At 54.2% G+C, this 14,816-nt stretch carries 19 protein-coding genes; 8 read left to right on the top strand and 11 right to left on the bottom strand.

Features of this window, described 5'->3' with window-relative positions; translation table 11 throughout:
* The first annotated feature begins 97 nt into the window (after positions 1-97).
* Positions 98-562, top strand: coding sequence for a DUF2269 family protein (locus AC3Y64_RS06285; RefSeq protein ID WP_489986814.1), 465 nt, complete (start codon positions 98-100; stop codon positions 560-562).
* 113 nt (positions 563-675) lie between these two features.
* Here the strand turns inward: AC3Y64_RS06285 and AC3Y64_RS06280 are convergent, their stop codons facing one another.
* From AC3Y64_RS06280 to AC3Y64_RS06265, 4 genes are all read right to left on the bottom strand, one after another.
* On the bottom strand, positions 676-1,434 hold the full coding sequence (locus AC3Y64_RS06280; protein WP_489986813.1) for a collagen-like protein: 759 nt from the start codon (positions 1,432-1,434) through the stop codon (positions 676-678).
* Complete coding sequence (locus AC3Y64_RS06275) at positions 1,427-1,708, bottom strand: DUF1145 domain-containing protein (RefSeq protein WP_053117797.1); 282 nt, start codon at positions 1,706-1,708, stop codon at positions 1,427-1,429. Before AC3Y64_RS06275 ends, AC3Y64_RS06280 begins: the two co-directional genes overlap by 8 nt.
* A gap of 163 nt (positions 1,709-1,871) precedes the next feature.
* Positions 1,872-2,594, bottom strand: a complete 723-nt coding sequence (locus AC3Y64_RS06270) for a PA1041 family peptidoglycan-binding anchor lipoprotein (RefSeq protein ID WP_489986812.1) — start codon at positions 2,592-2,594, stop codon at positions 1,872-1,874.
* A 91-nt stretch (positions 2,595-2,685) separates the two neighbouring features.
* Complete coding sequence (locus AC3Y64_RS06265) at positions 2,686-3,381, bottom strand: PA1041 family peptidoglycan-binding anchor lipoprotein (RefSeq protein WP_095119209.1); 696 nt, start codon at positions 3,379-3,381, stop codon at positions 2,686-2,688.
* Between the two features lie 199 nt (positions 3,382-3,580).
* Here AC3Y64_RS06265 and AC3Y64_RS06260 point away from each other — a divergent pair, with 199 nt between their 5' ends.
* The 6 genes from AC3Y64_RS06260 (at position 3,581) to AC3Y64_RS06235 (ending at position 8,210) form a co-directional block, all read left to right on the top strand.
* Positions 3,581-4,078 carry a DUF6231 family protein gene (locus tag AC3Y64_RS06260; protein WP_489986811.1) on the top strand — a complete coding sequence of 166 codons (498 nt, stop codon included), beginning with the start codon at positions 3,581-3,583 and terminating at the stop codon, positions 4,076-4,078.
* Positions 4,079-4,082: 4 nt separating this feature from the next.
* Positions 4,083-4,562, top strand: a complete 480-nt coding sequence (locus AC3Y64_RS06255) for a YchJ family protein (protein ID WP_489986810.1) — start codon at positions 4,083-4,085, stop codon at positions 4,560-4,562.
* A gap of 16 nt (positions 4,563-4,578) precedes the next feature.
* Positions 4,579-6,222: a recombinase family protein gene (locus AC3Y64_RS06250; protein ID WP_489986809.1), complete on the top strand. Its 1,644-nt coding sequence runs from the start codon at positions 4,579-4,581 to the stop codon at positions 6,220-6,222.
* A gap of 368 nt (positions 6,223-6,590) precedes the next feature.
* A complete protein-coding gene (locus AC3Y64_RS06245) occupies positions 6,591-6,890 on the top strand; it encodes a hypothetical protein (RefSeq protein ID WP_489986808.1) in 300 nt (99 codons plus the stop codon).
* Between the two features lie 505 nt (positions 6,891-7,395).
* The gene (locus tag AC3Y64_RS06240) at positions 7,396-7,674 is read left to right on the top strand and encodes a hypothetical protein (RefSeq protein WP_489986807.1); all 279 of its coding nucleotides are present in this window, start codon (positions 7,396-7,398) and stop codon (positions 7,672-7,674) included.
* 146 nt (positions 7,675-7,820) lie between these two features.
* Positions 7,821-8,210, top strand: coding sequence for a Rap1a/Tai family immunity protein (locus tag AC3Y64_RS06235; RefSeq protein ID WP_489986806.1), 390 nt, complete (start codon positions 7,821-7,823; stop codon positions 8,208-8,210).
* A 285-nt stretch (positions 8,211-8,495) separates the two neighbouring features.
* On the opposite strand, the gene AC3Y64_RS06230 is transcribed toward AC3Y64_RS06235, so the two are convergent.
* The gene (locus AC3Y64_RS06230; protein WP_489986805.1) at positions 8,496-9,038 is read right to left on the bottom strand and encodes a recombinase family protein; all 543 of its coding nucleotides are present in this window, start codon (positions 9,036-9,038) and stop codon (positions 8,496-8,498) included.
* 134 nt (positions 9,039-9,172) lie between these two features.
* On the bottom strand, positions 9,173-9,388 hold the full coding sequence (locus tag AC3Y64_RS06225) for a hypothetical protein (RefSeq protein WP_489986804.1): 216 nt from the start codon (positions 9,386-9,388) through the stop codon (positions 9,173-9,175).
* Between the two features lie 404 nt (positions 9,389-9,792).
* Here AC3Y64_RS06225 and AC3Y64_RS06220 point away from each other — a divergent pair, with 404 nt between their 5' ends.
* Positions 9,793-10,632: an AbiJ-NTD4 domain-containing protein gene (locus AC3Y64_RS06220; protein ID WP_489986803.1), complete on the top strand. Its 840-nt coding sequence runs from the start codon at positions 9,793-9,795 to the stop codon at positions 10,630-10,632.
* Positions 10,633-10,681: 49 nt separating this feature from the next.
* Here the strand turns inward: AC3Y64_RS06220 and AC3Y64_RS06215 are convergent, their stop codons facing one another.
* The 5 genes from AC3Y64_RS06215 to AC3Y64_RS06195 all read right to left on the bottom strand — a co-directional run bounded on the left by AC3Y64_RS06215 (position 10,682) and on the right by AC3Y64_RS06195 (position 14,679).
* Complete coding sequence (locus AC3Y64_RS06215) at positions 10,682-11,320, bottom strand: helix-turn-helix domain-containing protein (RefSeq protein WP_489986802.1); 639 nt, start codon at positions 11,318-11,320, stop codon at positions 10,682-10,684.
* 20 nt (positions 11,321-11,340) lie between these two features.
* On the bottom strand, positions 11,341-11,508 hold the full coding sequence (locus AC3Y64_RS06210) for a hypothetical protein (RefSeq protein WP_489986801.1): 168 nt from the start codon (positions 11,506-11,508) through the stop codon (positions 11,341-11,343).
* 347 nt (positions 11,509-11,855) lie between these two features.
* The gene (locus AC3Y64_RS06205; protein WP_489986800.1) at positions 11,856-12,137 is read right to left on the bottom strand and encodes a hypothetical protein; all 282 of its coding nucleotides are present in this window, start codon (positions 12,135-12,137) and stop codon (positions 11,856-11,858) included.
* Positions 12,137-14,317: a hypothetical protein gene (locus AC3Y64_RS06200; RefSeq protein ID WP_489986799.1), complete on the bottom strand. Its 2,181-nt coding sequence runs from the start codon at positions 14,315-14,317 to the stop codon at positions 12,137-12,139. Before AC3Y64_RS06200 ends, AC3Y64_RS06205 begins: the two co-directional genes overlap by 1 nt.
* On the bottom strand, positions 14,314-14,679 hold the full coding sequence (locus AC3Y64_RS06195) for a hypothetical protein (RefSeq protein WP_489986798.1): 366 nt from the start codon (positions 14,677-14,679) through the stop codon (positions 14,314-14,316). Before AC3Y64_RS06195 ends, AC3Y64_RS06200 begins: the two co-directional genes overlap by 4 nt.
* Positions 14,680-14,816: the final 137 nt, after the last annotated feature.

Genomic DNA, 14,816 nt, shown 5'->3' with positions numbered 1-14,816 from the left:
ATTGTCGGGCGCAAAAAACGCTGGATAAATTTTCAGTGGTTTCGGATGGCGGCTATCATACCCCGCTAATTAATCCCGCGCAGAACGGAGTGCCCCAATGACACCTTTTAGCCTTGTTTACCCCTTGCATGTCCTGTCCGCGCTGGTCTGGGTCGGCGGCATGTTTTTCGCCTGGATGGTCCTGCGCCCTGCGGCTGTGAAGGCCCTTGACGGCCCTGCCCGACTGACTTTGTGGGTGGAAGTGTTTCAAGGTTTTTTTCGTTGGGTCTGGGTCGCGGTGATCCTGCTGCCGATCAGCGGCGTGGGCATGTTGCATTTGCAGCAGGTCGGTTTCGAGACCGCGCCGAAATACGTGCAGGTGATGATCGGGTTGTACGTGGTGATGACCGCGCTGTTTATCCGGATTCAGGGGTTGATGCTGCCGGAGTTGCGTAAGGCGGTAGACGCGAAGGACTGGCCGACGGGTGCAGCGGTGCTGGGGCGGATTCGCCGGGTGGTGGGGCTTAATCTGATTGTCGGGTTGCTGTTGGTGGCGATTGCGGCGGCGAGGCCCATGTTCTGAATTTGCTCGCTCCCACACTCTGCGTGGGAACGCCGCAAGGGACGCTCCGCGTCCAGTGACGCAGAGCGTCACGGGCTGTGTTCCCACGCGGAGCGTGGGAACAATCAGTGATCTTACAAGCGCTGCACAGTCACAGCCCCCTCGGCCCCCACCGGCCCAGGCTGTCCATCCGCCCCGGCCTTGCCATTCTTGCCGCCATCGGCGCGGTACACCAGGCAGCCCTTGGACTTGCCGCCCTTCCCGGCCTTGCCGCCAACACCCGCCGGGCCACCGGCACCGCCAGCCACATTGACCTTGATCAGTTCGGCGGGAAATTCGCGCGGCAGTTCAAGGCGCACCAGCGCACCCGGTGCGCCTGGCTGACCGTCGCTGCCGTTGCTGCCGTCAAAACCATGCCCGGCCGAGCCGTAGGTGCAGCCCGGGTCTTCACCGTTGCCGCCGTCCAGACCGACAAACCCCGGCGCGCCGGTGCCGCCACGGGCATCGACCAGCAGTTGCGGCGCGCTCAACGCCTTGAATTGCAGATTCAGATTACGTCCCGCACGGGCCGCTTTTTCATAGGTGCCCGGCGCACCACGCGCAGTAATCTGGCTGCCATCGCTCAATTCTGCGCGAATGACTTTCACGTCCAGCGCCTGTTCACCCGGCACGATCGCAATCCGCGCTTCATGACCCAGACGCAGTTCGCCGACGCTCAACTCGGTCACGTTGGACGGTATCAGCAAGGTGCCGTAATCGGCTACTTCCAGTTTCTCCAGCTGCAAGGTGCTGGCAGTGTTGGGCAGGCGCATCAGCGAATTGGTTTCGACGCTGACCACTTGGGCGCAGGCCAGTGGACTGATGAATGCAGCGAGCAAGCAAAGTTTACGCATGGGAAGAAGCCTCCGGAGCGGCCGGGGCCGGGATGGTTTGCAGGTGGAATACGCCGAACAGCAGGATGCGGCCACGGTCGCGCCAAGGGTGCGGACGCCCCTTGAGGCTGCGGTTGCACAGCAGCACTTCGAGTACGTGGATCAGCAACAACAGACCGCCGGCCAGATTGACCAGCAGGTGCAGCGGATGTACGAACGGCACCAGCTGATTGGCCAGCACCACGCAGCAGAACAGCAGGGTCAGCAAACGCCCCAGCCCCCAGAACACTTTCATACGCTCCCCCGTGTTGCGAATTATTCTTTGGGCGCACAGTAACGGCTTCTGCGGGGGATAAGCCAGAGGGGCAATTGAAAAAAATCCTGTCGCCTGCCAAATGGCTGCCGAAACGCCGCTGATCGTCGTCCGGCAGCTCTAGCCTGCGCCCTACAGACGCGTCCTAACGATTGATGTGCAACTCCACTCGGCGGTTCTGCGCACGGCCTTCGTCGGTGGCGTTATCGGCTACCGGCTCGCTTTCGCCGCGACCTTCGCTGGTGAGTTTGTTTGGCGCCAGGCCCTGGCTCAGCAGATACGCCGCGACACTGCTCGCACGCCGTTCCGACAATGCCTGGTTGTACGCATCCGAACCTTTGCTGTCGGTGTGGCCAATGACCTTGATGCTCACCACATCGGCATTGCGCAGCTTGTCCATCAGCGTATCGAGCTGGGCTTTGGCGGCCGGGGTCAGGTCGGATTTATCGAAATCGAACAAAACGTTGCCAGCATCGCTGAGGGTGATGACTTCAGTTTGCGGTACAGGCTCCGGCACTTTTTCGGTGACCGGATATTGCGGCAATGGGCATCCACGGTGATCGACCGGGGTATTGGCCGGGGTATCCGGGCAACGGTCGCGGCGGTCGAACACGCCGTCGTCGTCTTCATCGCCGTCCTGGGCGTAACAGATCAGTCCGCCAGTCAGAATCCCCAGTGCCGCGCCGCCACCGGCCCAGCCAGCACTTTCAATGGAGCCTAGACCGCCACCGACCAGCCCGCCGATAAGGCTGCAGATCGGCCATGTACGTTGATTGAGGGGGGCATCGCCATCGCTGTGAGTGGCGCAACCGGTGAGCAAGCTGCCTAGCAGCAGTACCGGCAAGACGGACCTTGAGAAAACAGTCATTGTGAAAGCTCCTGTGTCACCGGCCCATACCGGTTACACAGGAGTAAAGACCCGCATCCGCGACTGCACAAGCCGCGGATGCGAGAGGGGCTCAACGCTGGATTTTGATTTCGGTACGACGGTTTTGCGCGCGACCGTCAGCGGTTTTGTTGTCGGCCACAGGCTGGCTTTCACCCAGACCGGACACCGAAACGAAGCTGGCGCGTGGCACACCCTGCTGGATCAGGTAGTCCACCACCGAGTGCGCACGACGATCCGACAGTTTCTTGTTGTAGGCATCGCTGCCCACGCTGTCGGTATGACCGGTCACGGTCAGTTGCGCAGTCGAGGATTCCTGTTTCAGTCGGGTAGCGACCTTGTCGAGCACTTGTTTGTCTGGACCGGTCAACGTGGCTTTGTCGAACTGGAAGTGCACATCACGGATAACAATGGTTTCTTCCTTGACCACTACAGCTTCTTCGACCACTGGCGCAGGCGCTGGTGGAGGGCAACCGTCAGCATCGACCTGTACGCCTTTAGGCGTGCCCGGGCACTTGTCGCGACTGTCCGGCACACCATCGCCGTCTTCATCGCCATCACCGTGCACCCAGCAATAGGCTGCTGCGGTACCGCCGATCAGCAACGCGCCGTAGCCGGCCCACGCTGAACTTTCCGTCGCGCCGAGACCGGCACCGACAACACCACCGACCGCCGCGCAGGTCGGCCAGTCGGTTTTCTGCAAACCTGCGCAACCAGTCAACACACTGGTTAGCAGAATCAAAGGTAATGCTGTCCGAACTATGCTCATCTGGTTTTCTCCTGAGGGATCGGCTTAGAACCGATTCAGGGAGTAAAGACCGGAGTTTTAATCTCCGCCAGCAATAGGCCACTGCTGTTTGCGAGCGTGTTCACAGGACTTTGACGCTTTTGCCGCAAACCGGCGAAACAGGGCCCTTTGCCGCTGCAGTCAGGCAGGCTAGTCTTGGCGGTCTGATTGAGGAGCTTCGATGAACGTCGCCATTTCTTCCCGCACGCCGCAACAGGCGTTGGCCGCTTTGCTGGATCGCTACGCCCCGGCGCGTCTGCTGCTGATCGGCGCCAGCGAGTTTCCGGCCCTGAGCGCCTTTAAAGAGGCGCACCCGGACACCATCGTCGCCCACGCCGCACCGGGCGCCTTGCCCGCCGAACTGGCGGCGCAGCGTTTCGATCTGGCGCTGGTGGTCGATTGCCTGGAACATTTGCCCAAGCGCGATGGCCTGAACCTGTTAGGCGGCATTCGCAATCTCAACGCCAGTCGCATTGCGGTGCTGGCGGATCTGGCAGCCAGCGGCTGGCAGGAAACCGACTTCTATTCGCTGGCGCTGCAGGCCAGCGAACGTTTCCAGCGCGACGATCAAGTGCTGACCCTGTTCACCTATGATCTGCTTGAATACAAACAAGTCCCCGACTGGCTCAACTCACGCTTCTGGGCCAATCCGGAAAACTTCGGGAAATACTGGTGGTAATGCAATGAGTACAGCCATTTGCCCGTGCGGCAGCGGTAATCTGCTGGATGCCTGCTGCGGTCACTATCACGACGGCCACCCTGCGCCGTGCGCCGAAGCCCTGATGCGCTCGCGCTACAGCGCTTACGTGCTGGGCCTGATCGATTACCTTGTGGCGACCACTCTGCCTGCTCAACAAGCGGGACTGAATCGTCAGTCGATCAGCGACTGGAGCGCGCAGAGCACCTGGCTCGGCCTTGAGGTGGAGAGTTCGGAAGTGTTTGGCGGCCAGCCGGAACATGCTTTCGTCACCTTCACCGCGCGCTGGCACGACGATCAGGGTGAACACAGCCATCGCGAGCGCTCCTCGTTTGTGCAGAACACCGGACGCTGGTATTTCATTGATCCGACAGTACAGTTGAAGCTGGGGCGCAACGACAGTTGCCCGTGCGCCAGCGGGCAGAAGTTCAAGAAATGCTGCTACAACTACCTACAAGGAAATTGAATCAGTAGGTGGCACGATGGCGAAGGTATTTTCATATGTCAGGTTTAGTAGCGCTAAGCAGTCAGCGGGTGACAGCTACGAGCGCCAAACCAAAGCAGCCAAGGCATTCGCCGCAAGCAAAGAGCTAGAACTCGCAGACCCAAAGGAATATCTGTTCTTCGATGCCGGGCGCTCTGCCTACAAAGGTAAGCACGTTGATGACACGAGTGAGCTAGCCCGGTTTCTCAGCTACGTCGAAGACGGCACCATTCCCACAGGTAGCTTCCTTGTCATCGAATCGCTAGACAGGCTGAGCCGGGAAAAGGTGCGTGATGCCCTGCCCCGCTTCCTCGACCTGCTCGCGAAGGGCATCAATGTCTTCACGAGCCTAGATCAGCGGCTCTACACAAAAGACTTCGACGTGACTGACTTGCTCGTGTCGATAATCAGCATGTCGCGGGCGCACGAAGAAAGCGCCACCAAAGGAAGCCGGGTTTCATCTGCGTGGCGGAAGAAACAGGCTGATGCTCGTGCTACCGGCAAGCCTCTAGGAAAGCTCAGGCCGCTTTGGCTAGATGTCACCCCGGAGGGTTACACCCTCAACGCCGACCATGCTCAAGTGGTGCGACGGATCTTCGATCTCTCAACGCAAGGGCACGGATCACGCAACATTGCAGCCACGCTGAATCAGGAAGGCATACCGGCATTCTCTGCGGGCCGAAAGAACTTCTCCGGCCTCTGGGGATTCAGCACCGTTCGCCACATCCTAGATAGCCGCACCACGCTGGGCGAGTATCAGCCCCATATCTTCATTGACGGAGTCAGGACGCCAGATGGCGAACCCATCAAGGGCTTTTTCCCACCTGTAGTGGATGAAGAAACCTTTTACCGGGCACAGGCTGCACGAGGCTCACGGCGTCTGCACAAAATCACGAAACAGACGGCCAACTTCAATGTAATGGCGGGCATCTTCTTTTGCTTTGATTGTGGTGCTGCCATGCACCTGCAAAGCCAGAGAGGCCACAAGTATTACAAGTGCAGCCACAGCATCCGTGGAATGTGCAGCGCGGGAGTTGTTAGCGCCACACGGACAGAAACAGTATTCCGGGAAATTCTCGCGAAGCTGGACTCCTTGAGCCTTGTTCAAGGCAGTTCAGGAGCAATCGCCAAGAAGCTCGATGTTGCAGAAGGTCGTAGTGAAGAACTACGGGCCAAATTTGCAGCAGCCGAAGACGCACACAACGAATATCCCAGCAGGACAACAGCGAAGCTATTGCACGAGCTTGAAAGCCAGCTTTCTACCATCGACGCCGAGAAAGACAGCCTACGCCAGCAGATGGCAGTTGACCGGGTAGTGAGCAAATCAGACTTCTTTGAAAAGCTCGACCTCACATCCTTCGAAGGACGCGCTGCTGCGAACAACCTGACTAAAAGGCTAGGAACTCAAATCTATGTTCGAAAGAACGGACGCTGTAATGAAACGTATTTGATCGCGGTGAAGACGGCTGATGACCCCGAACCATCCGTTATTGGCGTAATAACCCACTACAACAAGCAGATACGCATCGACAGCGCATCAGAGGCGTTTGAAGAACTCCAGAGAGTACATGGCGACTTGCCAAAATGGCAGTTGACGTCGAGGCACCTGATGAAGGAAATCAAAGTACCTTTCAGACCTTAAACGTCATCTCCGCCACTGGAAGCCAGCCATTAAGTTCGCAACTGTGCCCGCCCCATTACGAGCACTGTTGCATTCCACGTTGTTAAAGAACGGCACTGCGTTGGACGGTTCATGGCTGCACTCCTGATGTGCGGTGTGTACGCCGTTGCGTCTGGGATGGGGCGAGCTACCCGTCTCCATGTATTGAGCGTGAATGTACGCGAAAGCGGGAAAAAAGTCAACCCAGCTATTGACTTATAGAATTTTGTATGAATCAACGAAATTACACTGCGCTTTCCCGCCACCCGTCACATCACCATTGAAGCCCTAGTACGCGGAGCGATACTGTACGCACATACAGTATTTGATTTATGTCTGGTGCGTGCGTGATGAAAGATGATTTGATCGATGATTCTGGTTTTGAGCTGGGCATGCCCACCCTTGAAGACATGCTGAGGCACGAGTGCGATTTGCTGCATGTGGAATTGGACACCACACGGCGCGACCTTCGGCAAGCACACAAGAATGTTGCAAAGCTGATTGTTATGTATCGGGGAAGTGTTGCGGAGCTGTCATCACTCAAGGTTGAAAACCAAAGAATTAGCCGGTGCTTGAGCGACCGCTACGAGGCTGACCGACAGAACACCCCGACACTCGGATACGCCTACGGAGCGTACGAAAATAAGTGAAATCAAGTGTGCAGATAGCCGCTTTCGAGCTGGCTTTCTTGTGATAGGGTTCGCGCCCTTAAAAATCCGCTACAGCATTTTTCTCGGCGAAAAAACAGTGACAAACGGCCAAAGGCAGCAAGCTCGCGGTCTGCGAGAGAATTCCCCGCTTCAAACACAATTTACGCACAGGGTTATCCACAGGCAGTACGTTGTAAGCCCCCGCAAAACGCATTATCTTGTAGCCAGTCGCGGAAAAGCCCCTATATGTAGGGATTTAGCGACTATCGGGCCTCATGTCAGAGGCTGGGGAAAGGAAAAAAGCTTGCAGGTGAATACGGTCTCGGTCGCCACAACTAAAGCCGTATCCACCCGCACCAATCCAGAACCTAAAACCGAAATGAATCGTCAGTCCTGTTGGGTAACTCATTGAGCCAAATGTACAAGCGTTTGGCAATCGTTAATAACGGTCGATGTGACCCAACGGACTGGCAAAACCAAGGCTATGTTCGTGGAGATATCGGCCATGCCGACACTACTGATCACCTGCAACGCAGGTAAATTGGGCGTTAAGCGCCAGCAAATGATCGCTGAAATCTACAAATTTCCGGCGACAAGGCTTACGCCGTCTGTTTACGTAATTCAGACGGACTGTTCGCCGAGGGAGGTTTTCAAACGGCTCAAACCGTACATTGAGCACGACGAGAGCCTTTACGTTTCGAAGATTGATAGCACTGTTGGTCACGGGGATTCGGACGTGAACAAGTGGCTTGAAATGAACCTCAACGGTGGGACTCTCCACTAAACGACGTAGCCCCGGAAACGGGGCTTTTTGTTACCGAGACCTTTGAGCCCGATGTGCAGGCACGCGTACCTGGCCCAATGTGTGATGGGATGGCACCGTGCAAACTAGCTCTGTATCCTTGTCGTATTTATGACAGGGATTTTGAAATGAAACCATGGGCAACGTTAACCGTCTTGATCGCGCTCTACGCCACAGCACCGCAGGCAGCGCCTATAACAAGCACTGCTGAAGACTTGTACCGAAACTGCAAGGAAGCATTGAAGGTAAGTGAAAGCAGTACGATCCCTCCCGGCACCAATATGTTGAGAGTTGGGCTATGCCTAGGGCTGATTGAGGGCGTGAAAAACACCATCGCTGTCTTACAAACCGCCCTTCCAGCAGGTAAGGCTCAGGTGTGTTGGAAAGAAAGCGGGATGAGTAATATTCAGGGCGCGAAGATCATCATCAAGTATTTGGACGATCATCCGAACCAACTCAGCGAAAACCAAACAGCGGTCACTATGTATGCCTTTAAAGAAGCCTTCCCATGTAAGTGACCGAACCGTTTTTCCCGAAACCAGCCCGCCCCGCCGAGACAAGCGCAACTCTCGCAGCGCTTCGAATTCATGGTGAGAAAATAAGGCTGGCGCACCTTGCTCAGTCTTGCCCGCGCTGCTTAACGGCGTGCGATGGGGGCTAGTCTAGTCAGCAGAAATCTAGAAATAACCTCTCCACCAGAGCCCCTACAGCGCTCTCAATGCGCTTGCACATCTCACCTCAACGCTGATACCCAGATGCAACAAAGCCCGCACTAGGCGGGCTGATAGACAGGGTTAGCAAGGCTAGTTCTTCATGGCACGCTGCACGCTGCTCAGGCTTACGCCAAGGGCCTTTGCCACCTTGCGGAATGATGCGCCCTCTTCCGCCATTGCTTTGCGAATGGCTTCGTCATCCACCGTCTTAACACGTCCTTTGTAGACACCTGCTGCCTTGGCCTTCTGGATGCCTTCTGCCTGACGCTCACGGATCAATGCACGCTCGAACTGAGCAACACTACCCAATAGGCCGAGCATCAGCTCCTGCATGGGATTGGCCTCACCAGTGAAGTGAAGTTGTTCCTTATGGAACGAGACCGCCACGCCCTCGGCGATCATCCCTTTGACCAGTGAGAGCAGGTCTTCGAGTGAGCGAGCAAGACGATCGATGCTGTGAACGTGGAGAACATCGCCTTTGCGGATGTGGCGAAGCATCGCCTGTAACTCAGGGCGGTCTGTTGTGGCGCCTGACACCCTGTCTGTGAACACCTCATCCAGTGCAACGCCGTCCAACTGGCGTCCGGTGTTCTGATCGACCGATGAAACCCTGATGTACCCGATGCTCGCCATAATGTGCACTCCCGTATTCATTTACCTCTAGAGTCTAGGAGTATGAATGTACTCATTATCCAATAGCAACCCTAATGAATACAGAATCCGTATTCACCGACAAGTGGTCGTAAGGGTGTACTCATTTGAATACGTTAGGCACTTCGCACTTGGTTGATTGCATGGGTCAGAGCATTGGCGTGCAAATCCAATCCTTCGAGCGCCACTAAGGCATTTTCGGCGGCAACGCTTCCACCTTGGCTGGCAATCCATCCGGCGAGTTCTTCTATCGCCGCTGCGATTCCGTGTTGCTGGTTGAGGATCAACGTCAGCGCGTCGGCCATGGCTACAGCCTGATTCTGGGTGGTCATTGGTGTTCGTCCTTGAGGGGTGGTGCAGGAATCGTAGCGCAGCTCTGGGTAGGCTGGGGATGAGTGGCGTGGTTTTGTAGAAAACGGTGATTCCGGCTCAAATCTGCCGTTTTGGCGTAGAAACCTCAGGTTAAAGCATATTCACCGTTGCGAGCTTGGCCATGACTCAGCCCAAACCCCGGAAACTCTAGCGTATAGAGCATATCTATCTATACAGAGACGCTGATAGAACAAGTTAAGAGCACGGTTTACATGCGGTTTCAGGAGGGTTTCCAGAGGTTATCGCCAAGGTTGCAGCAGAACGCCAATGGCCTCCCGCCAGCATGTACAATGCTCATGCCGATCAGGCGCCTTGAGTTGAGGGCGATTGACGAAAATATAAAAAATGGGGTGCCATGGTGACAATGGATTTCTCGCAACGAATGGGACTAACTACAGTTGTCAAAGTAGCGCAAGTCGATGCTATAGATACTGCGTTGCAGAATGCACTGTGGAATGTACTAACTCTCAATCTCTTCGCAAGATTTAAGCAGCCAAAAGCGCATTATCCGGACAATCTGCGCGGGTCAAATTTCCAAGAGTTTTCGGAGCTGGTTTTCTCCGAGTTCCATAAAGTTCCGGTAGACACCATTCCTTATAAGTGGTCGGAATTCAAAAAAGCTATACGGGAGAACTACTTCAAGATGAAGTGGCATCGTGTATATAGTTTTTTGGAGTTTGTGGTAAATCTGAATTACAGGGGCTCAGCCCAAATCCTTGTCGAGGAGTTTAATCGGGTTCTCGAACGTGAGAACTCAGCATATCGCTTCGTTTCTGGAAAAGTGACTCCAATCACATCGAACGATGAGATCGAAGAGATTGAACAGGCTATTTCGGGCTCTGACCAATACGCTGGCGTAAGAACGCATCTTCAAACTTCGCTTGGAATGCTCACTGATAGGCAGAATCCGGATTATCGGAACTCAATCAAGGAGAGCATCAGCGCTGTTGAGTCTTTGGCGAAGCAATTGGTTGGCGTGCCCTCGGCGACTCTAGATGGTGCATTGAAGGTGCTTGAAAAGAGTCACAAATTGCATCCGGCGCTTAAGAAAGCGTTTTCTTCGCTATATGGATATACCAATGATTCCGATGGAATCCGACACGCCTTGATGGAGAATTCGGAACTAACCAAGGCGGATGCTCGGTTCATGCTCATCTGCTGTTCAGCCTTCATCAATTTCGCTATCGACAGCGTAGAAGACTGATACACAGTGTTGGCCCTACACTGTAGGGCCAGGAACTGAAACAACCGAATCATCCCCATAGATCTGGATCGCTTGAGCGTTCAGCAAACCCGTTAGGCAATACAGGTACATCGAACTTAATCTCCTCATCCAATGTGTCGGCGAACCCACGCAATGTATGATGTACGATTACAGGCGCCTCTGGTGCCTTGTCGATATATGCCTCTAGCGGAACATCTTCAAAGATTGGCAATGGCTGCACTGCGACCTCTTGTGATGCGATTACAGCCCCGCCACCCTCAAGGACTACCATAGCACCACTTGGAGCCCTAACATCACTAGAAGGCTGCACGGGAGCGCTTACAGATGCGTGTTTATTATGTAGTTGTAGGGAAGCAACGATCCTGTAACTATTCGAATGTACAAAGCCGCGTAGCTTCTTACGCTCAACTAACAGGTAACCGTGATCCACTAGCAACTTGATGAATCCCTTCACCGTGCTAACGTCGCACCCCGTATCTTTGGCAATGTCTTCTTGATCATCAAACCATTCCTTGCCTAGCGAGCGGAAAAACTCGTAGCGACTGGTCATGTGCACCCAGACGATTTTCTGTGTCCCAGTGAGTTTGAAGCGTTGGCCGGTAACTTTACTGACCCAGTGTGTAGCACGCATAATTTCGTGTGTAAGCTTGCAAAATGTTTCGGTCATCGTATTCCTCGTATTTACTGTTATAGGTTTTTCATCTGTTCCAAGAACTTGGCTTCTTCCATTGCCCCAGTTCGGTAGAGGGCAATCATTTCAATCATCTGTGCAACACGAGCTGCTGCACTAGGGCCACCATTGCCGTTACCGGCCTTTAACCATTCACGGCTGTGTTGACGAAATTGAATGTTCATTTCATTTCTCCTTGCACGGTAAAATCTCACAGCGGTCAGAATGACCTGCTTGGACTCAATGTTATTTCCATAGGGTATGTGCACCGCTGATTGATGATCCTTGCACGATCAATCACAACTCTCTACACAGAACAAAAAAGCTCTGCTGCTTTGTAGGTGCAAGAAACCCAGAGGGTGCACACGGTGCAGCGAACGCAGCGAGCGAACTCACACACCGCATTCAGTCTTACTATTTCTTTCTTGTTATTATCAGTCTTATTAGTAGGGGAATTTCCCCCCTGTGACGTAGTGGATTTTCCCCTGTGTACATAGGGAAATTTCCCCCCTGTAGACTTGAAGCAGGATGACTACCTGTTCTGACCTCGACTCAAAGCCTCGGATAGCTTCAAGTCAATACGTCGGTCTACAAACCGACGCATATCCTCACGCTCTTGACTCCGTTCAACCTGTAACCGGTTGTATTGATCGTGCACTAGCTCAGTTGTAAATGAGTTGGCGTTACGCTCTGCCAGGAGAGCGTAGGTTTTCGCCATGTTATCGGTGTGCACAAACAAGTAGCCAATGAGAAGCGCCAGAATCATCACCTGAGCGATTGCAGCCAGCACAATCGCCCGAATAACGGAAACCATCAGTAAAGCTCCTTCTGATTGGCTTGTGTCTCTCTCAACATTCTTTGCATCCGTGCATCAACTTCGTCACCGATCACTTTGCCTAGCACTTCATCACCGCCAACAGTGTTTACAGTCACGTTAATCGTTGGTGCGATTGTGCTGTTGTTATTGGTAACGTGTTCATTGGTTGTGGTGATTTGCTGCACTGGATATTCAACAGATGAGCCAGACGTCCGCATCATGTCTCTTGAGGTGATTGGCTCAAATGTGTCAGCGCGGAAGCGTTGATATTCACCAATTCGCTCAGCCAATTGACCCATATCGATGTCAAGCCTTAGTTTAGATAGATCAAGCTTCGGAAACTGCATTCCTAGCGTGTTCATTTGCGGCGCTCTAACTTTGTTCGCAGGGCCTTCATCGTAATCAGGAGAGTTCGTCATCCAACGGAACAGGCGGCTAATTGGATCTTGAGGTTTCTCACCGGTAGATGGCTTAGGCGTACTGAGCGCACTTACATCAATCGCAGGCTGATCAGGTGATAGGCCGTCGATCTTTTTAGCTGCCTGCTCGGGAGTATCATCTTTCCCGAAGATAAACCGAGCAAAAGATGCAGCCATTTTGTTGAGAGCAATGTCAGCCTGTACCGCAGCCTCTTTCAAAGGCTTCAATGCCTCTGTCAGTTCCATCTCACTCTTGATCCTTTCATTAATCGAGTTGATCAATTCCGGACTCTGATCCAACCCTTGCTGCTGCAAGAATTTCTGATTGGAAAGACGAGTTGCGTTTGCATCGATGCTGCCACTCTGGCGTTCAATTGCAGCGGCGTTTTCCTTCACGAACAACTCAATACCTTTTGTAAAGTCGATTGCCTTCAAGTTGCCTGTCTTGGTGCTTGCTCTGAAATCCTTCTCTAGATTGGCGTCAAGGGCATGCTTGTTACGTTCAGCCCATGCACGACGGATTGGCTCCACCAGCAATGGCGCTGCTTCGGAGAAGGTGTTCAGGTCTTCCCTATCGCCCTGTGATTTGCTCGCAATCTGCTGGAGTTGCAGGTTTGCACGGCGCTGTTCCTCGGCAGTCATCCCAGCACCGCGAAAGGCTGCTTGGCGTGTTTCATATGTGCCGGTGGCTTGGCTGATGCTACGGCCACGAGCCATTTCCGCCATTAGGAATGTTCGATACGCCTTGGCGGATTCAAGGCTGGCCTCAGTGCCATATTTGGCGTTGATCCGTAGCCATTCCGATTTGGCGAACTCCGCGTTTGCTGGGTTCTTACCCCCCGCCTGAGACAGGACGTTTTCAAGTTGCTGACTCTCAGACACTCGGGCCTGTGTAGCGGAGAGACGGTCTCCAAGGGCGCTTACAGCTCCCACGATGGCAGCTAGGCCAGCGGTGACACCGCCTAGGGCCAACGCACCTGTTCCAAGCCCCATAAAACCTGTAGAGGGGCTAGGCTCGTTACGCTTTGCCTCCCAATGAGCTTGCCGGGTTTGAGCCCATTGGAAGCGCTCGGCCTTCTGGGCATGACTCACATCAAGGCGCTGAGCACGGATCTTTGCGGCCTCCTGTGATGCAGCGAATTTCTCCGCTGCTCGTTGCCCACGAACTCGGGTTTGCTGGAGGACATATTCGGCTTTCTGGGTGGCCGTCATGGCTTGAAGTTGCTTCTGTTGCTGGATGGCGGTCTTTTGCTGCTGCTGGGTGAGCAAGGCTTCCCAACGAGCTTGGCGGGCCTTGTGTTGCTCAACAGATTGAGCCTGTTTAAGCGCTGCGCCCGACACCTTCAAACGCTCCCCTTCGGCCTTCGCTGACTTGGCATCTAGAACGGCCTGAGCGATCCTGTCGCGCAGGGCCTGGGACTGGATCGCAGCCCCTTCTTTCTGGCGAAGGTTGATGAGCTTCTGCCCCTGTAGTTCAGCGGTGAACGTTGCACGTCTGGTGCGTTGAACGGCCTGTTCAAGCTTTAGCTCTCGGTCGAGGTTGGCTCTTACAGTCTTGGCTAGCTTTTCCTGTCCGGCGCTATCGACCTTGATGCCCATCTTGGCACCCAGTTTCTTACCTAGAACATCTGCCTCACGAGACAGAACCATCATCTTCTGGCGTGCTTGGGACAGGCCACGCTCAAAGCGTTGAAGACCAGAAATATCAACTTGGAACTGTAGGACACCAACTAGCTTGGCGATAATTTCACTGTTCATCGGCTGGCTCCTTCACGTAGGCCAAGACGGCGAGCGTAAAGATCATCAGCAATAGCCTTGAACGTTTTCAGACCCCATCCGTGGTAGACAATTTCCACACCAGAGATATAGCGCGCGTGAGAGCTGAAGTATTCACCCAGAAGACTCAGAGCGTTACGACTACCCTGTACGGTGATGATGGTTGAATCGGCACTCTCGATAAACCAATGGTGTGCGAAGTCGGTTCCATTGCGACGCTGTACATATGCATGGGCGAGACCCAAGAAGGATGTAACACTAGCGGGGTGTGTAACTCTGTAAACTGCGTAGTATTGTTGCGGGGCTTTATTCAGCCCGGTGTGTTGCGGTACAGCTTTTTCCATTATTGCCCTTCTTGGTAGCTGATAAATACCCATGATCCTGAGGCGATGCCTTCGAACTCGGTGGGTAGTTGGTATGACTGGCTCATTGTCTTGGGGTTAAGCTTGTTAAAGGCTGTGCAAGCTGCTGTAATCACAGC

The sequence above is a fragment of the Pseudomonas sp. 4CAES_32.4 genome, assembly GCF_058136335.1.
Note: the sequence above shows the minus strand (reverse complement) of the source record. Positions and strands in the feature narration are given on the sequence as shown.